The organism is Marinobacterium lutimaris (genome assembly GCF_900108065.1).
Lineage (GTDB): Bacteria > Pseudomonadota > Gammaproteobacteria > Pseudomonadales > Balneatricaceae > Marinobacterium_D > Marinobacterium_D lutimaris.
Genome location: NZ_FNVQ01000002.1, coordinates 135160 through 155604 on the forward strand (window position 1 = coordinate 135160; position 20445 = coordinate 155604).

The 20445-nt window shown below is 54.0% G+C and carries 19 protein-coding genes and 1 tRNA gene; 6 read left to right on the top strand and 14 right to left on the bottom strand.

Annotation, left to right across the window (positions count from 1 at the left end; genetic code table 11):
- Positions 1 to 63 precede the first annotated feature (63 nt).
- The 5 genes from C4S72_RS11110 to C4S72_RS11130 form a co-directional block, all read right to left on the bottom strand.
- The gene (locus C4S72_RS11110; RefSeq protein WP_104003192.1) at positions 64 to 1197 is read right to left on the bottom strand and encodes an FAD-dependent oxidoreductase; all 1134 of its coding nucleotides are present in this window, start codon (positions 1195 to 1197) and stop codon (positions 64 to 66) included.
- Positions 1198 to 1227: 30 nt separating this feature from the next.
- Entirely contained in the window at positions 1228 to 1572 is a 345-nt protein-coding gene (locus tag C4S72_RS11115; protein WP_104003193.1) for a Rieske (2Fe-2S) protein, read from the bottom strand.
- Between the two features lies 1 nt (position 1573).
- Positions 1574 to 2500 carry a VOC family protein gene (locus C4S72_RS11120; RefSeq protein ID WP_104003194.1) on the bottom strand — a complete coding sequence of 309 codons (927 nt, stop codon included), beginning with the start codon at positions 2498 to 2500 and terminating at the stop codon, positions 1574 to 1576.
- 46 nt (positions 2501 to 2546) lie between these two features.
- Positions 2547 to 3704: an alpha/beta hydrolase family protein gene (locus C4S72_RS11125; RefSeq protein ID WP_104003195.1), complete on the bottom strand. Its 1158-nt coding sequence runs from the start codon at positions 3702 to 3704 to the stop codon at positions 2547 to 2549.
- Positions 3705 to 3969: 265 nt separating this feature from the next.
- Complete coding sequence (locus C4S72_RS11130; RefSeq protein WP_104003196.1) at positions 3970 to 5376, bottom strand: phosphatase PAP2/dual specificity phosphatase family protein; 1407 nt, start codon at positions 5374 to 5376, stop codon at positions 3970 to 3972.
- Between the two features lie 301 nt (positions 5377 to 5677).
- On the opposite strand from C4S72_RS11130, the gene C4S72_RS11135 reads away from it, so the two are divergent.
- Positions 5678 to 6412: a TraX family protein gene (locus C4S72_RS11135; protein WP_104003197.1), complete on the top strand. Its 735-nt coding sequence runs from the start codon at positions 5678 to 5680 to the stop codon at positions 6410 to 6412.
- Positions 6413 to 6794: 382 nt separating this feature from the next.
- On the opposite strand, the gene C4S72_RS11140 is transcribed toward C4S72_RS11135, so the two are convergent.
- The 7 genes from C4S72_RS11140 to C4S72_RS11170 form a co-directional block, all read right to left on the bottom strand.
- Positions 6795 to 8738 carry an acyltransferase family protein gene (locus tag C4S72_RS11140; RefSeq protein ID WP_104003198.1) on the bottom strand — a complete coding sequence of 648 codons (1944 nt, stop codon included), beginning with the start codon at positions 8736 to 8738 and terminating at the stop codon, positions 6795 to 6797.
- A gap of 164 nt (positions 8739 to 8902) precedes the next feature.
- Complete coding sequence (locus C4S72_RS11145) at positions 8903 to 9112, bottom strand: hypothetical protein (RefSeq protein WP_104003199.1); 210 nt, start codon at positions 9110 to 9112, stop codon at positions 8903 to 8905.
- Between the two features lie 1153 nt (positions 9113 to 10265).
- Positions 10266 to 10766: a hypothetical protein gene (locus C4S72_RS11150; protein ID WP_104003200.1), complete on the bottom strand. Its 501-nt coding sequence runs from the start codon at positions 10764 to 10766 to the stop codon at positions 10266 to 10268.
- Between the two features lie 41 nt (positions 10767 to 10807).
- On the bottom strand, positions 10808 to 11536 hold the full coding sequence (locus tag C4S72_RS11155; RefSeq protein WP_200826786.1) for a hypothetical protein: 729 nt from the start codon (positions 11534 to 11536) through the stop codon (positions 10808 to 10810).
- On the bottom strand, positions 11490 to 11684 hold the full coding sequence (locus tag C4S72_RS26220; RefSeq protein WP_104003202.1) for a helix-turn-helix transcriptional regulator: 195 nt from the start codon (positions 11682 to 11684) through the stop codon (positions 11490 to 11492). The genes C4S72_RS11155 and C4S72_RS26220 overlap by 47 nt, the downstream gene beginning before the upstream one ends.
- Before the next feature lie 614 nt (positions 11685 to 12298).
- On the bottom strand, positions 12299 to 13534 hold the full coding sequence (locus tag C4S72_RS11165; protein ID WP_104003203.1) for a tyrosine-type recombinase/integrase: 1236 nt from the start codon (positions 13532 to 13534) through the stop codon (positions 12299 to 12301).
- Positions 13535 to 13723: 189 nt separating this feature from the next.
- A tRNA-Thr gene (locus tag C4S72_RS11170) sits at positions 13724 to 13799 on the bottom strand.
- Between the two features lie 173 nt (positions 13800 to 13972).
- Between C4S72_RS11170 and C4S72_RS11175 the strand changes: the two genes are divergently transcribed.
- From C4S72_RS11175 to C4S72_RS11195, 5 genes are read left to right on the top strand one after another with little or no spacing between them, the layout of a single operon-like run.
- Positions 13973 to 15085: a 4Fe-4S dicluster domain-containing protein gene (locus C4S72_RS11175; protein ID WP_104003843.1), complete on the top strand. Its 1113-nt coding sequence runs from the start codon at positions 13973 to 13975 to the stop codon at positions 15083 to 15085.
- Positions 15086 to 15087: 2 nt separating this feature from the next.
- Positions 15088 to 15930: an FAD/NAD(P)-binding protein gene (locus tag C4S72_RS11180; protein ID WP_104003204.1), complete on the top strand. Its 843-nt coding sequence runs from the start codon at positions 15088 to 15090 to the stop codon at positions 15928 to 15930.
- Complete coding sequence (locus C4S72_RS11185) at positions 15930 to 16739, top strand: NADH-quinone oxidoreductase subunit B family protein (protein ID WP_104003205.1); 810 nt, start codon at positions 15930 to 15932, stop codon at positions 16737 to 16739. The genes C4S72_RS11180 and C4S72_RS11185 overlap by 1 nt, the downstream gene beginning before the upstream one ends.
- Positions 16729 to 18027, top strand: a complete 1299-nt coding sequence (locus tag C4S72_RS11190; protein WP_104003206.1) for a Ni/Fe hydrogenase subunit alpha — start codon at positions 16729 to 16731, stop codon at positions 18025 to 18027. The genes C4S72_RS11185 and C4S72_RS11190 overlap by 11 nt, the downstream gene beginning before the upstream one ends.
- Positions 18024 to 18554, top strand: a complete 531-nt coding sequence (locus tag C4S72_RS11195) for a hydrogenase maturation protease (RefSeq protein ID WP_104003207.1) — start codon at positions 18024 to 18026, stop codon at positions 18552 to 18554. Before C4S72_RS11190 ends, C4S72_RS11195 begins: the two co-directional genes overlap by 4 nt.
- Here C4S72_RS11195 and C4S72_RS11200 read toward each other — a convergent pair.
- Positions 18491 to 19318, bottom strand: coding sequence for an ATP-grasp domain-containing protein (locus C4S72_RS11200; RefSeq protein WP_104003208.1), 828 nt, complete (start codon positions 19316 to 19318; stop codon positions 18491 to 18493). The genes C4S72_RS11195 and C4S72_RS11200 overlap by 64 nt on opposite strands.
- A gap of 346 nt (positions 19319 to 19664) precedes the next feature.
- Entirely contained in the window at positions 19665 to 20309 is a 645-nt protein-coding gene (locus C4S72_RS11205; protein WP_160115503.1) for a TetR/AcrR family transcriptional regulator, read from the bottom strand.
- Between the last annotated feature and the right edge of the window lie 136 nt (positions 20310 to 20445).

Sequence of the window (20445 nt, forward strand, 5' to 3'; positions counted from 1 at the left end):
CCTAAAAACTGTGGGGAGCAACGCCCGGAGCAAGCCGGGCGTTAAACCGAAGCGGAGCTGACCTTAGATCGGCTGTGCCAGCGTGGCCATGGACTCACGCATGATGCTCGCGTGCTCGTCACGGCTGCCGCCGCTCTTCTCGATCTCGCACAGCGCGGCGGAGTTCTCGATCACCATGCGGCAGCGCTCCCAGCGGCGCGCTTCGAACGCCTTGAGACCGGTTTCGATATCGGCGCTTTTATCCAGCTCTTCGGCCAGCACCATGGCGCTCTCGATACCGATACCGGCACCGGAGGCCAGATGCGGTGTGGTGGCGTGGGCGGCATCGCCGATCATCACGATGCGACCGGTGTGCCAGGGCAGCGGCACCAGCAGGTTAGCCAGCGGACGGTAGTCCACGTTGGCATCCGGTTTGTCCAGCTCGTTGGCCAGTTCCTGCAGCATCGGCGCAGGGAATTCACGCACCAGAGCAGCCAGCACTTCGGTTTGTTTTTCCGGTTCCACGCGATCATCGATGGCGCGATCTTCGGTCAGGAACATGTACATCTGGGTTTCGGAGATCGGGTTTACGCCGACCTTGGTACGGCCCATCCACATGCGAGGACGCACCACGTCGGCCGGTCGCGGCAGCACGGCACGCCAGACGCTCTGATGAATCGGTTTGGGCTGTGGCGCATCGGGAAAATAGGTTTTACGCACACTGGAGTGGACGCCATCGGCAGCCACCACCAGGTCATAATCGCCCTCGCTACCATCGGTAAACTGGACACGTGCGCCCCTTCCTGTCTGCGTAATCTCGCTGTAGCTCAGCCCCAGGCGCACGTTGGTGCCCACTTCCAGGCACTTGTCCGCCAGGATCTTTGCCAGCGCCGGGCGCAGAATCCCGCCTCCGCCCGGCAGTTCACGCTCATGCACTGGCGGACGTGTTGGCAGCTGCACGACAAACTCGCCGGTGGCGGCGAACACGTCGAAGTTTTCGCTGACGTAGCCGTGTTCCTTGAACTGTTCGTAGACTCCCAGTTCGTCGAGCGCACGCAGTGACGGGCCATTAATGGAGATACCTGCGCCTTCCGGGCGCCATTTTTCGTCGATCTCTACCAGATCAACCTCAACACCGGCTTTGCGAAAAGAGATCGCCGCCGACATGCCGGAAAATCCGCCCCCAATCACGAGGACCTTGTTCAAACCCGCTGCCATGATGACACTCCTGTTGTTCTTATCTTTGTTTTATTCGGTCAGGTAGACGTTTCCATCCCGGTCCTGCGACAGGGGCACCGCTGTCAGGGAAGCCCCCTGACAGGGCCCGTCGATGCAGAGACCGGATTCAATATCGAATTGCGCGCCGTGGGCGAAGCAGACGATCAGCGAAGCCTCTTTATTGAGGTACGCGTGTCTGCGCCAGGCCATGGGAGCGCCGGGCTGATGGGGGCAGCTGTTACGATAGGCGTACAGGACGCCTTCGCGATGCACGACAAACAGCTCGTCCTGACCGTCCCCATCCAGATCGAAGCCTTTTGACTCCCCTTCCGGCAACTCGTCGATAGCGCACAACCGCTGAGGGTTGTGAGACAAGTTACTTGCCTCCGCCCGGCCCCGGGATCCACTTCTCGCGATACTGGAACAGGAACGCCTGGGAGATCTCTGCACTGATCGGAATTTCACGGGCAACCCACTGCTCGTCGTGCAGGTCCATATCCGCGTCCATCTCCATGCGGGCGCCGAACGGGCTGTTGAAATACCAGAACCAGTTGGAGCCCATCTGATGACGACCCGGGCCCCAGAACGACTGGTAGCCTTTTTCGACCATACGGCTGCCGGCGAGCATCACCTCGGTGGGGCCACCAAAGTGGAAGGTGAAGTGCTCAAGACCACGCATAAACTCGGGTGCCTGGATCATGAACAGGGTATGGTGATCCTGGGTGCCGCCCGGCTGCATGAATGGGCCTGCGCCCACCAGACGGTCGGTGACACGGAAACCAAGACGATCACGGTAGAAAGCTTCGGCCTTGTCGCCATCGGGCACGAAGTAAACCAGGTGTGACAGAGAGCGCGGGGTAATTTTTACGCTGGGATCTACGCCTAGCTCGTTCAACTCACGTTTTGGAGCGTTGCTGCCCGGAGAGTGAACCACTTCGGCAGGCGCTTCATAGTCCCGGCGGATGGTGAGCTGAAAACCGAGGGTGAAGCCCATATCATCGAGCGCTTCGATCGAGCCATCTTCAAGGCGACGAACCTCACGATCCTTGCCCAGCTCCTCAGCAACAGCATTCAGAGTAGCTTCGTCTGCCACGCCGTAGAGTGTCTTGCGCAGCTGACAGCCATTGCCCATATCGGCAGGCAGGCTTGTATCGTCTTTAGCAGCGATAACGATGGCCGTGCCATCCATCGCTTCAAAGCGGCCATCACCGACCGGAGTCAGGCCATAATCGGTCAGGTATTGGGTGCAGGCTTCCAGGTCATCGACCCCAAAGAGCAGCGCGTCCGGTCCTATAATTTTCATACTTGATCCTCGTTATTATTCTTAGGTGCTGTTTGTGGGGTACGACTTATGCGGTGTGACCACCCAGCTTTTCGGCAACCCAGTCTACGATATAGGCACCGCTGTTGGCGGAGTTATCGAAGCTACCGTGCTGGATGCCGCCTTCCCGCTTGGTGAATACCTTCAACTCACGGTCGGGGCTATTCACCAACTGATCGTAGGTACGCTGGGCATACTCCAGCGGAATCTGTGAATCCTTTTCACCGTGAGTCACCAGAAACGGCACCTTGATGTTCTCTACAACACCATCCAGATGCACTTTTTCGGCGATCTGCATGAACTCGTCGATATCCTTGGCACCCCAGACCCAGCAGACGTGTTCCCAGTAATGCGGCACCGGGAAATCACCCTCGCGCTTGAGACGTGCCTTCTGCACGGCGCGCCAGTCGTGGTTTGCGCCCCAGACAACACCGCAGGCAAAGCGCGGCTCATAGGCCACGGCACGCGGGCAGTAGTAACCGCCTAAAGAGACGCCTTCCATACCGATCCGCTTGGCATCGACTTCTGGATGCTGCTCCAGCCAATCCACCACCTGGGAGGCCCAGTGCTCGGCGTTGTAGATCGCTTTCAGCCCCTGCAGGCGCAGTGCCTCACCAGTACCCGGCTGATCGATAATCAGAGAGGACACACCACGCTTGGCCAGCCAGCCCGGCATGCCAACGAAGTACTTCATCTCCTTGGTGGAATCGAGGCCGTTAACCTGCACCAACAGCGGCGCCTTGCCTTCAACACCCTCGGCGCGCACATAAAGGCCAGTCAGAAAAGAATCGCCGTAGGGAATCTCGACCCGAATGCAGTTATCTTTCGCCAGGTCGATACCACGCAAGAAGCTATCCAGAAAACGCTGATAAAGCGCCTCGCGGCCTTCAGAGCCATGCCCCTGCAAACGCTCGGCCGTGATGTAGTAGTTCGAAGCGCGCTTGTACTTGTCACCGGCGGAGATCATCCGGCCGCGCTCTTCATCCTCTTTGGCAAGCTCGCAGAGCTTGTCCGCCATCTTTTCCCAGCTTTCCCGGAATGCCCGTGTACCTTCGGCATCCTGCTGCTTGGCGGCTTCCTGAAGCGGGCCGCACATCTCTTCAATTTCACCGATTCTGGCGCCCATCTCGATAGAGAGATCCACCGACAGGTTCCAGACATAATTGGTTGGAAAGTATTTGAACACCGCAACTACCCCGATAGCTATTATCTAAACGTCGCCCTGAAGAATGAGTGACTTTGCGACTTTCACAGGCTACTCGGCGCGCTAACATCGTAAAAATCGTTTGACCGGATGACTTATATCGATCTTGCGGATACCTAACCGGCATGCAGCCTGGCACAGGTGAGGCAAAGGTGAAGGAAAGGTAAAGAGAGGAAGCAGATTGCTGCTGACAGCCTTAGCCGCCAGCAGCGTTTAGAAAGGTCATGGCGACGAAAGAGCCGCGACTTTATAGGGAGGAAGCATCGGACGCTGCTGCAATAACCGCTTCAAAACTGACCGGTTTATCGGCTCTTGCACTTTGATGTGATGCGAGCTGCTCCAACACCCTGCGGTGTTTATCTGACAGTTTTATCTTTGGGCGCGCCGCTTCAACCTGAGTAACAGCATCATCCACGCTCGTCCCGGATCGATAGCAAAGCAACCAGGCAGCCACCGCCATCGCACTGCGCGATACCCCCAGGGCACAACACACCAGTATCGGGCCCGACTGGCGATACCTTTCAATATGATCGGCGGCACAAAGACACTGATCGATGCTGGGCACCGTTAGATCCAACACCGGTACCGAGCAATAGTGGGCGGGCTTAGCTTTCCGCAACAACCCTAGCGGCAGCTCCGCACAGAGATCGACAATGCCGCAGTAGCGCCCTGCTTCCCGGGCTGAGGGCAGCCGCCCGAGATAGACGTTTTCATCGATCTGGCTGGCGTTCGGGTAGTTGAAAGTCCAGCCGCGCGAGTTCAACCAGGCCGCCGCCGTATAGGGCATGAACAAGAGCTGTGTCGTGAGGCTAAACCGACCCTCAGAGCGCTTTTGAAACCCGTCAGCTCCGATCAGCAGATAGTTCAGCGCGACCAAACTCAGCGATGCGGCCGGCCAAAACAGCCACAGCCCCCAAGGCTGGAGGTAGACGGCAAGCATAGCCGTTAAAAACGTACCAGCCAGGTAAGCAAATCCCAACTTCAGACGTCGCTGTAATAGCGAATTAGCCGGATCTCTGAAGACTTCGAGACTGCACATCCGGTACACCGGCTTCTCTTCGAATGGCCACAACCAGCAGCACAAACAACCCGCCAGAATACCGGTAGGCAGATCGATAAAATGGTGCTGCCAAGTAGTGAGCACCGATAGCCCTATAAGGAAAAACCAGCCATGAATCAGCCAGTTCCAGCGTCGTGCACAGTACTCACGGAAACAGGACCAGATAACAACTAACAGTGCGATATGCAGTGAAGGCGCCTGATTAAAGGGCTTATCAAAACCCATCAGAATATCGAAAAGATGCCCAAACACCCCGCCGGTATCCGGCCGGGTGAACGAGAAATGCAGCGGCCAGAGCATAAAGCAGGTCACACAGATGACCTGTACACTCAGCAACCGTAGCCCCAGGCGATGAATGCTGGTTCGTGTCCGCGGTAGCAGCAGCGACAGTCCATAAAGCAGATCGATCGACCAGTAGGGAATAATCGTCCAGGCCCAAAACGGCATATGCTGTTCCCAGGCAAATACCAGGCTATCGACCTCTGGCAGCTGAGCTGCGTAACGGTTGGCGAGGTTATAGGTAATAAAGAAGAACGGCGCGAGGAAGAGCAGCCAGATCAACCTCAACCGGAAAAAAGGAAAAGCCCTGTCCATATCCCTGTCCTGATGACACCTGATTCAAACGGCCATCCTGGCCGCGGCTATTTATCACACTTTGTACGACCTGCTCGTTATCGCTCGCTACCGCCCAATTCGCGCTTTCACGGGTTTGTACCTTGCTGGTCAGCCTGCTATCTCGTACAACGAACGGGCTTTGAAACTGCCAAAAGCAGATCACTGAGTCTATCTGTCGAGACCTGGAAATGGATAGTCCAGTGCCGGTTCTTGGCATCCAGTGAACTGCGGATGCGCTCTCCTGTCCATAACTAACCGGATACAAGGAGTAGATCTGCCGATGCAACCTCAGTCTTCAAACGATATCGTTCAACCATCCATGCCCGTCGAGCAAACAGCTCGCAATAAAAACGTCTGGGTGGCTTACGCGCAATGGATCGCGATTATTACCATGACGCTGGAGCACAGTTTCCATTATCTCTGGCCGGATTCTCCACTCGCACCCTGGACCCAGACCGCTGGCCGCACCGCCTTTCCTCTCTTTGCCGCATTAATCGCCTGGCACCTGGTACATAACACCCGCCGCCCCTATATCTACGGCCTCAGGGTTTTGGTGCTCGCAGCGATTAGTCAGATTCCCTATTTCTTCGTCATGGACAACGGCAAGCTGAATGTCTGCTTTACGCTGGCACTTGGACTGCTGGCATTCGCCACTGTCGATCGGATCGATAAAGGCGCCCTTAAACTCCTGGCTGCCGGCGGCATGTTACTGCTTGCCTTAGCGGTCAACCCTTATTTCGAATACAAACTCTGGGGCTTGCTACTGGTACCCGCCTTTGCATTTGGATTCAGGTACCGCGACCAACTCATCAGCCTGGTCCCCGCCTTGACGATCTGCGCACTGATTAACCACGCTCAGATCTCGATCCTGATCAGCTTTCTCACCGGCTGCGCCGTTTTCGCCGTCTCCCAGGCAAACCTGGATCGTGCGCCTATTCCAGGCATTCCCCGCTGGCTGCGACAGTCCTGGTACCCGCTGCATCTTGGGGTTATAGGATTGGTGGTTGCGTTTTAACTTGTGGCTCTCGATCAGCAAATCAGCTTAAAAAGCGCCAATTTCAATTTTGGTGGCGAGCCAGTATGACAATATTCACAAAGAGGACAGTATGGAGCCGCAACCGATAAGAGGCTCGTAGTGCGGTCACGAGGAAGATGGTGCGTTAAGAGGCAGTGAACAACTGTCATAAGATACTGTTTTAATTATGGCTAGTCATAAGAAACAGCCCAACATACCCCCATAAACACCCCCAAAATTAATTTTCATATTTCGCGGGCGTGAAAAAATGACGGGGGCGTCGCTATCCAGGACTAGGCGCTCCAAGGATTTGATACCCCTACCCAGTCATCCAGATGATTTAGGTGTGGTCTGCTCTGATATCGGATGACAGAGTCCGGCACTAATGCACCATTTGCGATTTTTCTGAAAAGCTGCGCACCCATGCACTCTCCAAACCAGCTTTCAAATAATCTGTACTGGCCGCACTCAAGTGCTGTGCGTCTGAAAAAAAACTCCACTGACCATTGTGAGCTACACACCGTCCTTCATGGCAGAATAGGTCACTTGGGCTAAGATAACCAGCTCGACCATTTAACATTGCGACAAATTCAGAATTATCCTGTATTAAATCCTTACTATCTGCAATCAATAGCTTGGAGAGTAACTTTTGGTATTTCTCTCTACTTGAAAAAATAGTTGGCTGTAAATCAGCTATACCTTCAACCATTGGATGAGGCCCAATAATAACTACTCTACTTCCCTGCCTTTTGAAATGGTCAATAGTAGATTCAATAAAGGGGCTCCATCGTGCGATTACATTTTTTGAACGATCAAAGTTCAGCACCGAATTGGAATATGATTTCCAAGACTGCGATAAAAACACTACTTCATAATGCTTTTCAAGATTGTACAAATTTTCTCTAAGAGCGTTACAAGAAATATCTGAAAATTTATCCTCGAATTCGACACCCTTTAGCAGAACACAACCGCCTCTAGTAACGAGATCAATGTCAGACTTTTCTATGCTCAGTGCTTGAGTTATTGGGTTTACGTATTGCTGCAGCAAAGAATCACCGACAAAAAGAACTCTGCCATCGCTTATTTGAAATCCCCTCTTGTAGTTTTCATGAAAAGTAGCCTTTTGTTGTTTTGATATTTCGCCTGCAAACGGGTTTAACAGGGTGAATCGTTGCGGAAATCCATTACTTTTAGCAACATAAAAACCTGATAAGGCAAAAACAGGTATTATCGCAACAAGACCGCCCCAAATTAACCACCCTTTCTTATGTCTTGCGCTTTTAAAGCGTGCGTAGTTACGAATTGGCTTTTCTACAAATTTGTACGTAATCCATGATGCAGGTAATGCAATAGTGAGAGTTACAATTAGTAGGCTTATAGGCTGAATTTTAGGCTGAAAGAATAGTACAAATGAAATAATCGGCTGGTGGTATAGGTACAGAGGATAAGAAATTAAACCAACTAGTACCACATACCTATTCTCTAGAATAGTTTTCACTATTCCGCTTGGTTTATTTAGTATCAAGAGAGAAGCACCAATGCATGGAACCAAAGCATTTATGCCAGGAAAATAACTGGCTTTACTTAGTAAAATACTTGGCATGAAAATCATTCCAAGTCCAATTAAAGACCAAACAGTATGGCCTAGATAAAACTTTTTTTCCTTTTTATTCTTTAGCAATAAAACAGAACAAAACGCTCCTATCAAAAGTTCAAATGCTCGATAATGGGGGAGAAAGTAACTGCCGCTTGTCCGCTCTAACAATGAAATTTCAGACCAAATAACAGATAAAATACTAATAAGTGTGATCAAACCAAGTAGATATTTACTAGATAACCTTACAGTGACAAGCAAAATAAAAGGCCATAGTAAGTAGAATTGCTCTTCAACACCAAGTGACCAAAGATGTATCAGTGGCTTATAAGAAACATCCTGTACAAAATAATTTAAACCTTGAGCAAACAAGATATTTGCCGCGCCAATTGAAGAAAAAAACACGTCTTTTCCTAAACTATCAAACGCATGCTCGGTGTAGAAAAAAAAACCAAAAATCAAAACTAATAAAAGCGTGATACTTAAAGCTGGCAGCAAGCGTGCAGCTCGGCGCTGATAGAAGTTAAGGAAAGTAAATTTTTTGTTTTCAATATCACTAATCAAAAGCGTGGTAATCAAATAACCACTGATAACAAAAAAAACATCTACGCCAACATACCCCCCCGTAAACATAGTGTTTGTGTGAAAAAAAATAACGAGCAAAACCGCAAGTGCCCGTAGACCATCTATGTCAGCTCTGTAAATCAATTGAGGGTCGCCTAATAAGTACATTAAATTTAACTAAAGTTACCATTTCTCACGTGACGACTGGAGCATCTGAAAAGATTTATTTTTGGTTCTCTATCTCCCGCCGATAAAGTCACTCCCAAAATTTCGAATGTCTACTTTGAATCGATCTGACATTCGCATTCATACCGGATCTGAACTACCACAGTTTAGGCGGATATCTGCTGTTGCTCGATCAGCATCCGGTAGATTGTGTCAGCCACCACTGCTATCAGCCGCTGATCGGAGTGAATCGGTAATAAATCTATCAGTTCAGCATCGAACAGATCGGGAAAGGGCAAAGCGTTGGATAGGGTGAAGGTGTCGCCGGTAGAGAGTAGGCGTACCCCGTTACGGATTGCCAATAGTTTGTAGTCCATGTGATCGCCTCCTGCGTTGATGGTTCGTCCTTAGTCCGGCAAGTATAGGCATATGGTGTCGGCATTGAACATACCCCACTGGGGGAAGTCTGCTGATCTGCGGCTGGCGCTTTTTATGGACTCCGATAACTCCGAGATATCCCGTAATTAGAACTACGATACTTCCGTAGGGGGGGGTGGGGGGCAGAGCCCTCTGAATGGCTTTGAGGCGGTCGCTTTTTCTGGAGCCAAGAAACTCAGAAGCCCCGTTTTTATAGCCGGGAAAATCTAGCCCCTATCGGGCCGTTATCCGGCCCTTTTTATGGACTAAAGAAACTCTACTCGGTCGGTCGCCTCCCTCGCGTAGTGAGGTTGGAAAAATCTTCATGCAGTCTCACGTAGTGACTGGGAAAAAATCTTTGCTTGTCTCGCGTAGTGATGTCAGAAAAACCTTTCCCGCCACCTCAGCGCCAGCGTTCACAATGTCAGGTTTTATCAGGTTTCGGCGTGGCCTTTTGCTGTGTTCGCACCCTTAGTTTTCTTGAGTAGTTACAGCCGGTTGAACGACAGGTTTTGACAGGTAGCTAGCGCCAGCAGAGTACAAGTTTTCCCTAGTAGTTAACGCCAGACTTAACAGGCGACTCCAGCAGGGAAAAAATCTCTGTATGCGGGGTGACGTGGTTTCCGTTGCTCGATCATGCCGAGCTTTCAACTTACCCCCCAGCCGTTACCCGTTTTCGGGTAGTTGGCCTGTTATGGTTTGTTATGGCTCCAGGTGTGAGGGTGTAATGGATCGGGACTCCCCGGTAACTGAAGTTTTTTGAAGGTGTGGTGTGCTGGTTGCCTGTTAGCTTTTGTTAGTAGATCGAAGCCCAGCCAGGGGGAAGCGTTACAGGTGTTCAGTGGTCACAGCGCCAGCATGGTTCCGTTGTTGGGTTGGCAGTTGCTGGATGCACTGCGAGGCTCGAATCCAGCTCACTGCCAATACTCCCGCTGGTATGGCTCGATCAGTTGGCGCAGTGCCGGTGTGCTGATCGGGCGTCAGGGTGTGCCCTCTTGGTCGTTATCACCTCCAGTACTTTTTTGCCTAATGTATGGCGTTATATATAAACCCTCAGTTTTTGAATGGATCGACACCCAAAAACCCCCTGTTAGTACTCAGTTTTTGAATGGGTTAGGCAATTTTGCGGTTTTGACCATTCAGTTTTTGGGTACTATCGGCCTCTATCCATTCAGTTTTTGAGGAGTTCTTTTGTAAGCACCTGGGGATTAGCTCCCATGTATCCGGGTGCTTGCACCAGTAATTGAGCGGCGCAGGTGACGGCTTCACCCCAGCGTCATACCGCACACCTTTGGCGGGCTCATCAATCCCGTTCCAGGTGATCGCCACGAGCGTTGCCCAGCCTCGCACCTTGTAGCCTTGCCGGGTTACAACTATCCAGCCTTTGCGCTGTAGTCCCGTTGATGCGGTGTATATGGACGAAGCAGCCCACCCCCTTTTGCTCAACTCTGACTCTGCAGTCGTTAGGCAGCCGTTATTCTTCCCGTTGAACTGCGTAAGAAGCTCGATAAGAAGCCTCAGCTCGCCGCCTTTGAGCTCATAGAAGTAGACGGACCTGGCCACGTTGTAGGGGATCCCAACGAAGCGGCCTTTTTTCCTCTGGCGCTCTGCCATCGGTTAACCTCCTGCCGGGCGCAATGCCCGGCCCTAAAGTCTCAAGCGGCAGAATCGGGCAGGAGTAACTGCTTCGGGTCTGTCCCTGGTCTCAGGTGGGAGGCTCGTTTTTCGATCAGCGCCAGCCGCTTCGCAAATGCAGACCGGGCCCGCTGGCGCTCAATGCTGGCGGCAGTCTCCCTGTCTGGCAGCAGATCCACGACTTGAATGGCGGCAGTTAGATCGGAGGGGCTGGGGGTTAGGGTGATGCTGCCAAGTAGGCGGTAGCTGTCCCCACCTTCCTGGTAGCTGGTGATGATGATCAGACCGAACTCTCTCAGCGTCGCCAGCGGGCGGCGTGTTTCTGCCTTGCCCTTAAGGCTTGCCGATAGAACCCAGTGACCGGGCCGTAGGTACGTCAGAATCTCGCACTCCCGACTCGACAAATACACCACAAAGCCCTCAGGGGCTGCTGGCGGCTGATAAACCGCTTTACAGTATCCCAGCGACTGCTGGCGCTTACGGTGGCTCTCAGCGGCTGCTAGAGGGTTTGTGGAGCCGATGTTTAACCGGGCGTTATCGGGTAGTGCCTCGATCTGGTCACGCCAAGGCAATGGAAATTCCAAAGCTTTCCGCCTAGTAAGCATTCCAGATACCAGCAAAGCTGCTATGATTGAAGTCGGCTTATCGACGGTGGCTCCCGCTTTGGCGGGGGCTGCTGTTGTTTTAGGCATACCTTCCCCCTTACGCTGCATTGTCATTGCAGCGACTATCAAGCCACCGATCGACATCAGACGCCCTCCATCCCACAGCATGAGCCGTAAGCTTTAGAGGCTTAGGAAAGTCGCCTTTTTCCATTAGGCGGTAAAGCGTTGAACAAGACAGGCCCACCCGCTGCTCTACTTCGCGGCGGCGGAGAATATGATTTGTGGAAGACATGTTCACACCTCGCTTGATTCAGACGTGTTAATGAAACGACCGAAAAACGGGGTGATAGGAGGGGGCTCAGTACTCCTGTCGGCGCACTTTGGCCTGACTACTGAGGTTCCGCGTGAAAGGTACGATTGGTTGGCTAGGGTGCAGCAATATGCTCCCTCAAAGGTATCAATGACCATATCGGTATTCGCCTTCTGTAATCGAAACATAGGATATTCATAGCGCGGTATTTGCCTCTGTTAGCCTTCTGTGCTTCCTGCGTAGAAGACGGTTTTTTGGATTCGCTTTCAAAAATTAAGCAAACAACAGCTCTTAAAGGGCTTGATCGTTTGCGCATCGCTAGGCTGTACGCCTAACCAGTATGTCAATTTATACAGCCCTTTCAGAATTATGCAAGCCTATTCAGGCGTTCTCATTTATCCGCCACAACCCACGATGGCGTTTAAGTCGGTGCCAGATTGCGCAATAAGATTTCAGGTTACGGATGTTATAAGCGGGTTGGGTTGGGTTGGGTTGGGTTGGGTTGGGTTGGGTTGGGTTGGGTTGGGTTGGGTTGGGTTGGGTTGAGTTGGGTTAGCCTTAGCAGCAGCTGTGTAGCGCACCCTCAGTTTGAGTAATCACCCGGCTCGGCCGCCAAAGCTGGCGCTTATCACGTTACCGGCTGCGGCTGCTGTCTTGAGCTGATCCAGGTAATCGGCCCAGCGTTGCATCATTTCCCGGCGTTGCTCCAGGTGCTGGGTGCGGTTGTAGGCCCTGCCGTTTGTGTCCCTTACCTCATGCGCCAGCTGTTGCTCGATCCACTCAAAGCGGTAGCCCAAAACCTCATCAAGCAGGGTGCGGGCGGTGGCTCTGAATCCGTGGGCGGTGTGGGTGTTATTGTCGTACCCCATGTTTAGTAGAGCTGTGCGTACCCCATTTTCAGATAGCGGGCGGCTAGCACCTCTGACACCCGGGAACACGTATTTACTGCGGCGGGTGAGCGGTTCCAACTCCCTAAGTATCTCGATACTCTGGCGACTGAGGGGGATGATGTGATCGTTGCGCATCTTCATGCGGTCGCCGGGAATAACAATCATCTGGTTATCAAAGTCCACCTCTGCCCACTCTGTTTGCCTTAGCTCTCCAGGGCGGCAAAACCACAGGGCTGAACACTTTAGGGCAGCTATCACTGCCGGGGTGCCCTGATAGTTATCAATGGCAAGCAGCAGCCTTCCGAACTCCTGAGGGGTGGTAATTGCGGCGTAGTGTTTGGTCTGTTTAGGCTTGAGCGTGCCCACCAAATCACCCGCTGGGTCACGGCTGGCCCTGCCGGTTGCTATGGCGTATTTGAAAACCTTGCTGGCATAGCTGCGCACCCGGTGGGCTGTTTCGTAGTGTTCTTTGGCCTCTATCTTGCGGATAAGGGTTAACAGCTCAGGCGCTTCTATTGAGTCTATGGGACGGCTTCCAATCACCGGGAACAGGTATTTCTCCATTCGCCCTTTAATCTTATCGGCGTTGCTTTGAGCCCATCCGGCAGACTTGAGTTGGTGCCACTCCAGCGCTATAGCTTCAAAGCTATTCAGTGCTGCCGTTATGGTTGCCTGCTTCCTAGCCCTCTTAGCTACGCTGGGGTCTGTCCCTTCAGCCAACAGTTGCCGGGCTTCGTCCCGTTTGGTGCGGGCGGCTTTCAAGCTAGTCTCAGGATAAACGCCGATAGACAGCAGTTTCTCCTTACCAGCAAAGCGGTATTTCATGCGCCAGTATTTGGCCCCGTTGCGCTTCACCAGCAGAAACAGGCCCTTTTCGTCAGCTAGCTTGTAGTCCTTTTCAGCCGGTGCGGCGGCCTTTGCCTGTTTATCGGTCAACGGCATGGAGTCCCCCTCTGAATGCGCTATTTGGGGGTATCAGATTTCACAAAAGCAAATACACCCCTAGATATACCCCCAGACACCCCCGGATAGGGTGGGCACGTATGGGAATAGCTGAACACAGAGATTAGGCTGTACGCCGCATGGGCACAAGGGATAAAGGAATAGGTAGGCACAGGAAAGAATGGTGATTGGTGCCGTTAAGAGGACTCGAACCTCCGACCTGCTCATTACGAGTGAGCTGCTCTACCAGCTGAGCTATAACGGCGATCAGGAATAGGTCCAAAAATATTAGCAACGGCGCATAACTAGAACAAGCAGCCGCTTGTGCAGCCCGACACAACCTTCTATTTTATGTGGGATTAGCCTGTATTCAGGTTTCAGCAGGGACGCTGTGTACCAACCATAATAATGAAGAACAGCGTGGGGGATATGTCGCCTATGGGTACGCCCGGCTTCCTGCCGATGGAAGAGTTTCAGAGCCTGCTCGAACAGCTGAGCCAGTGCGGTTACCGCTGTGTAGCCCCACAGGTCAAAGATGGCGCACTGCTGTTCGAAACCATCGAGCACATCAACGCCCTGCCCCGCGGCATAGTGCAAACCCAGGCACCGGGCCGATACCAGCTGCAACAGACCGACTCCCCGCGTTATTTCAGCTGGGCCAATGGCCCCCAGGCCTTAAAGCCCCTTACCTTCGCTCCCCGAGAAAATCTCTGGTATTCCGAAGTCACGGCAGAGGGAGGGTTGCGCTTTCGCGAAGCGCCTACCGAAACCGAACCCCTGGCAGTGATTGGAGTACGCTCCTGCGACCTGGCGGCGCTTAAACTCCAGGAACAGCACTTCCAGGGCGATCAGCTTGACCCTTACTTCACGGCCCGACGCCAGCGCCTGTTTCTGGTAGCCATCAGCTGTACCCACCCGGCCGATACCTGCTTCTGTGCGGCCACCGGCGATGGTCCGGAAGTAGACAGCGGCTTCGATATCTCACTGTACGAAACCGATCACGGCTATTTTGTCAGCCCCGGCAGTATCAACGGTGAAGCCATAGTGCAGCGGCTCACTCTGGAGCCTGGCGATGCCAAAGCGTTCACCCAAGCCCAAAAAGAGGTGACCGACTCCGCCGCCCAGCAGTTACGTCAGCTACCGGGCGAGGACCTGCAGCACAGTTTATTCACCAACCTGGATCACCCGCGCTGGCAGGAGGTTGCCGAACGCTGCCTGAGCTGCGGCAACTGCACCCAGGTCTGTCCCACCTGCTTCTGCCACAGCGAAAACGATGTGCCGGATATCTCCGGCACGAAGACCGGGCATGAGCGTCAGTGGGACTCCTGTTTCAGCCCCGGCCACAGCTACCTGCACGGTATCACCCTGCGTCAGGAAACCTCCCAGCGCTATCGTCAGTGGCTGACCCACAAATTCGGCAGTTGGCACGAACAATATGGCCGCAGCGGATGCGTCGGCTGTGGCCGTTGTATCACCTGGTGCCCGGTGGGAATCGATCCGACCGAGGAGCTGGCGGCGATCTGTACCCCCCCTAGCGGCAAGGAAAACTGACCGTGAATCCCTATCTGCCTCTCGAGGCCGAAGTGGTGGAGCGGATTCAGGAAACGCCCACCATCGTCACCCTGCGGCTGCGCCTTACCGATGCCGATGCGCGCCATCGGTTCTACTGCGCGCCTGGGCAGTTCAATATGCTCTACCTTTACGGGGTGGGTGAAGTGCCTATCTCTATCAAGTCAGGTCCCCAGGGCTTTCTCGATCAGACGCTGCTGCTGGATCACACCATCCGCGCCGTCGGTCGTGTTACCCGCGCCCTGGTGCGGCTGCAGCCTGGAGACCGTCTGGGACTTCGCGGCCCCTACGGACAGGGCTGGCCGATGCAGCGCGCCCGCGGCCAGGATGTGCATATCATCACCGGCGGTCTGGGCTGCGCACCAGCGGTCTCGGTCGTCCATGACCTGATGCGTCAGCGTGAACTCTATGGCCATATTTCCGTGGTTCAGGGCGTGAAACATGCTGATGATCTGATCTGGCATGAGCAGTATGAGCATTGGTCGCAGCAGCCCGATACCCAGGTACTGCTGGCTGCCGACCAGGCAAGCGCCCGCTGGCACTGGCATACCGGCATGGTCACAGGCCTGCTGGATAAACTTCGGTTACAACCGGACCGCGCCATCGCATTTCTCTGCGGCCCCGAACCGATGATGCGCGCCTCTGCCGAACGGCTCATGGAGCTGGGGCTTAATGCGGACCGGATCTGGCTCAGCATGGAGCGCAATATGCAGTGCGCTGTCGGCCACTGCGGCCACTGCCAGTTCGGCGCCAAGTTTATCTGTCGCGATGGCCCGGTCTTTAATTATCCGCAGGTACGCGACCTGCTCGGTACAAGGGGATTTTGATGAAGCCCTTTGGAGAAAAGCCCCGCATTGCAGTGCATAAGTTCAGCTCCTGCGATGGTTGCCAACTGGCGTTTCTTAATCTGGGCGCAAACCTGATTACGCTAAGCCAGCGTGTTCAGCTGACTCACTTTCTTGAAGCCGGTCTGGACGCCCCTGACACCCCGGTTGATATCGCCTTTGTTGAGGGCAGCCTGTCCACACCGGATGAAGTGGAGCGGATCCGTAAGGTACGTGAGAACAGTCGCTATCTGGTCAGTATCGGTGCCTGCGCCACCGCCGGAGGCTTACAGGCGCTACGCAACCTGGATAACAAACATGACGAATGGCGTGACGCGATTTACGCCCAGCCCGAATTTATCAACACCCTTAAACATGCGCGCCCCATCGCTCAAGAAGTGCGGGTCGACTACGAACTCTGGGGCTGCCCGATCAATAGTCGTCAGTTGGTAGCCTGCATCAACGCACTACTGTTCGGCGTGCCGCCGTTCGATAACAGCGAAAAGCTCTGCCTGGAGTGCAAGCGCCAGCAGAAGGTCTGCGTGATGGTCACCGAAGACAAGCCCTGCCTGGGACCTGTCACCCGCACCGGCTGCGGCGCGCTCTGCCCAAGTTTTGGACGTGACTGCTACGGTTGCTATGGCCCCTCGGAAAACAGCAATACCCAAAGCCTGAGCCGCCGTTTTGCCGGTATGGGGCTGCTGCCCGATGCCATCGCCCGGCGTTTTTTGCTGATCAACAGCGCAAGCCCTGCCTTCAATGAAGCGGGGCTTGCCGCACGAGCAACCGGGGAGGAGAAGGATGGGCAATAAGCGACGAATACGGATCGATGTTCCGGCGCTGACTCGGGTTGAAGGCGAAGGCTCACTTACCCTTAAGATCGACCAAGGGCGTATTGAACAGTTGCAGCTGTCGATCTTTGAACCACCGCGCTATTTCGAGAAATTTCTGGAAGGGCGCGCCTGGCATGAAGTGCCGGATATTGTCGCGCGTATATGTGGTATCTGCCCGGTGGCCTATCAGATGAGTGCAGTTCAGGCACTGGAGATGGCTTTCGACGTCACACCCTCCGACTGGGTCCAGCGCATGCGCCGCCTGTTCTACTGCGGAGAGTGGATCCAGAGCCATGCTCTGCATATCCACCTGCTGGCCTTGCCCGACTACCTGGGCTTTGACAGCGTGATCGGCATGGCGGAAAAACACCCGGATGAAGCCCGTCGTGGGCTGGCCCTTCAGGCGCTGGGCAACGAGCTGATTAAGCTGTTTGGCGGACGTTCGGTACACCCGGTGGGCGCTCGTGTCGGGGGCTTTCACCATGCACCCGATACCCTAGCCATGGAACGGCTGCATGAAAAGCTACAGCAGCTCAAACCTGAAGCCCAGGCGCTGACGGACTGGTGTGCTTCACTGCCGATGCCAGAAGTGGTGGATAACTTTATATCGGTGGCGATGACCAACACCACTGAATACCCCTTTCATACCGGCCGCCTGACCAGCTCGGAGGGCCTGGATATTAGCGCCCAGCAATGGGAACAATACTTCCGTGAGGAACAGGCTCCACACTCCACCGCGCTCTGGTCGTTCCTTCATAACAGACCCTACCTGGTCGGCCCCCTCGCCCGCTTGAACCTCAACAGCACACACCTGCCTGCTTCAATCACTGCAAGACTAAAAAACAAAGGGGTTAGTTTTCCCAGCCAGAACATGTTTCACAGCATGCTCGCCCGCGCCGTTGAGATCGAGATCGCTATCGAAGAAGCGCTGGCAATCAGCGGCAGCTATCACCTGCCGGACCGCCCCTACATTGAAATCACACCCCGCGAGGGCGTTGGCTACGGCATGACGGAAGCGCCCCGCGGACTGCTCTGGCATCGCTATGAAACCGATGCAAAGGGGCTGATCCACTCAGCGCGTATCGTTCCTCCCACCAGCCAGAACCAGGCACGTATCGAGCAGGACCTGCACCATTCACTGCAGGCGTTCGGTCTTGACCGTAGCGAAGAGGAACTGCGGCTTCATTGCGAAAAGGTGATTCGCAACTACGATCCCTGTATATCCTGCGCCACCCATTTTCTGCAGCTAAAGCTAGAGCGTAGATGAGCGACAAACTGAAGATTATCGGTATCGGCTCACCGAACGGTGATGATCGTCTGGGGTGGACGGTGATCGAACGGCTGTCGGAAAGGCTTGGCGAGAGAAAGGATGTTGAGCTGATTGCTCTAGATCGACCCGGTGTCGGGCTGATCGATTATCTGGCGGGTGAAACGGAATGTTGGCTGGTGGATGCGGTGAAAAGCGAGAGGAAAGCCCCCGGCTGCTACCTGCAACCGGGGCTTGATCAGCTGCTGCAGGCGGGAAGCGCTACAACTGGATCACATGGCGTTGGCCTGGCCGAAGCCCTGAATCTGGCCGGTACTCTTGGTCTGCTTCCGCAGCGCCTCGAACTCCACGGCATTACGATCGGCACGACGAATATCGTCGGCCAGGATCTGAGCCTGGCGGTTAACACAGGTGTTAACAGACTGGTTGAACGCTTTCTTGAGCGCCTGGAAAAAAATCTTGTTCATACAGCAACCTTCAACGGTGGTGTGGGTTCTTTGGGATCGTCATCCGGATCATCTGATTGATCCTGTGCGATCAGGTACTCTTTTATCGCTTCCGACACCTTTTCATTCAGCCCCGGCAGGCCGGTATTGCCAAACAGCCGGTTAAACTCCAGCACATAGGGATGGCCATCAACCATCGCGATATCGAAGCCGGCGTGATTAACGTCGAGCTTTTTCGCCAGTGTTAACGCCAGCTCAATAGCCGCTGCGGGCAGAGGCGTCTCTGCATCCACTTTGCCGCCCTGAGACAGGTTATTGTGAAACCCGTCGAAGCCCTGCAAGCGCCAGAAACCGCTGATAACCCGATCACCGATGACGATAATCCGCAGATCCCGGTCGATCGGAAGCAGTTCCTGCACGTAAAGCACATCAGTGCGGCTGCGGTATGCGTTCCAATCCTTCTGCGTGCGTATCAGCCAAACGCCTTGTCCCATCGATGCCTTCGGCAACTTGGCAACAAAAGGCAGTACCATCTGCGACCAGATACGCTCGGCGCCACTCTCGGTATTCGGTTCGATCAGCGTCCAGGGCATATTGCCCGGCGCCACCATCTCGAAAGCACGGCTCATCTCAACCTTGTCATGACCGATCATATAGGTCGCCAGACTGGGAAAGATCCGACTTTTCAAGCCGAAAAGAATACCGCCGAGCTGCCAGTACTCGGGAAAAAGCACCCATTGGGCCTCTGCGATCTCCGCTTTATGGCGAAACATATGTTCCGGTTTGATATAGCGGACATCCGGCAGGCCAAGCGTACGAAACGCATCAAACGACACGCACTGCATTGGATTTTCTCGGATTAGGGCCCCGCGGCGGATCACCGAAAGGGACGTTAAGCAACTGGACCAGGAACCTGGCCGTAAGGTCAGAAGCGCGGCGAATTGTAAACCCCGACATGGTGGGTTGTCAGGCTTTTTATTGGTGAAATTTTCTACACCAATTTTAGAAGATTGACTAGTTTTCAATCAGTAGTGGAAGCATTCAGTAGTTTGCTTTCAGCTACTGGATTTCGGGGCCAGAATCCCGATTCAACCTCCGTTCTATTCTTGATAGACTCGAGTTCATCATATCCTTTTTCTTCCCAGGCCGGTGGTTGGCGACACGCCTCACCGGTCTTTTTTCGTTCGCTCGTCAGAGCTCTTTGATCCTCGTGCCATCAAGGAATATGGCAATTCCCTGCTCCAGGCTTTTTTCCGGCAGATCTGGCGGGTAAGCGACGCCGAACAGAGCCTGCTGATGCCAGGGCTCCTTGATCAGATCGATGAACTGCCCTGCTGCAAGCTCGCAGCTGTCGACTTTCAGGCGTCCTTTATCGGCCTGGCTGCGCAGAAACTCGGTTAGCCGGCTACGCACCCTTTCAGGGCCGTTAGCGTAGAAAATCCGCTGAATATCTTCACGGTCAGCGCCATTGACCGATATCACCAGACGAAACAGCGCGATCGCGTGGGGAGTATTAATCTGTTCAATGAAGCGGCGACCAAAGCTTCTCAACCCCTCTTCCAGACCGTCATGCCATACGACACGATCATCGACGCTGTCGAAGAGGTCGTTGGTAGCCTGCTGCATCATCGCTTCAAACAGGCCCAGCTTGTTACCAAAGCAGCGATAGAGCGTGCTCATGGAACCGCCGGCCCGTTTCATGATTTCGCCGATACTGGCGTTTTCGAAGCCCTGCTCGAGAAACACCTCGCGGGCCGCATCCAGAATTCGCCGCTGGCGTTCACGCCCTTTCGGAGTCATCGCCTGGTTGTCGTTACACTGTTCGGGATTACTCATACTTTTCCACCGGTCGGGCGTCCGTGCTGACATAAATCCGAATTAGCCATGCGTTATAACCGCACCTTTATACCAGAGCGCCAAGGTCAGATACTGGACGCAGATCAATAGTGTAATGTATATTACATTATCATTT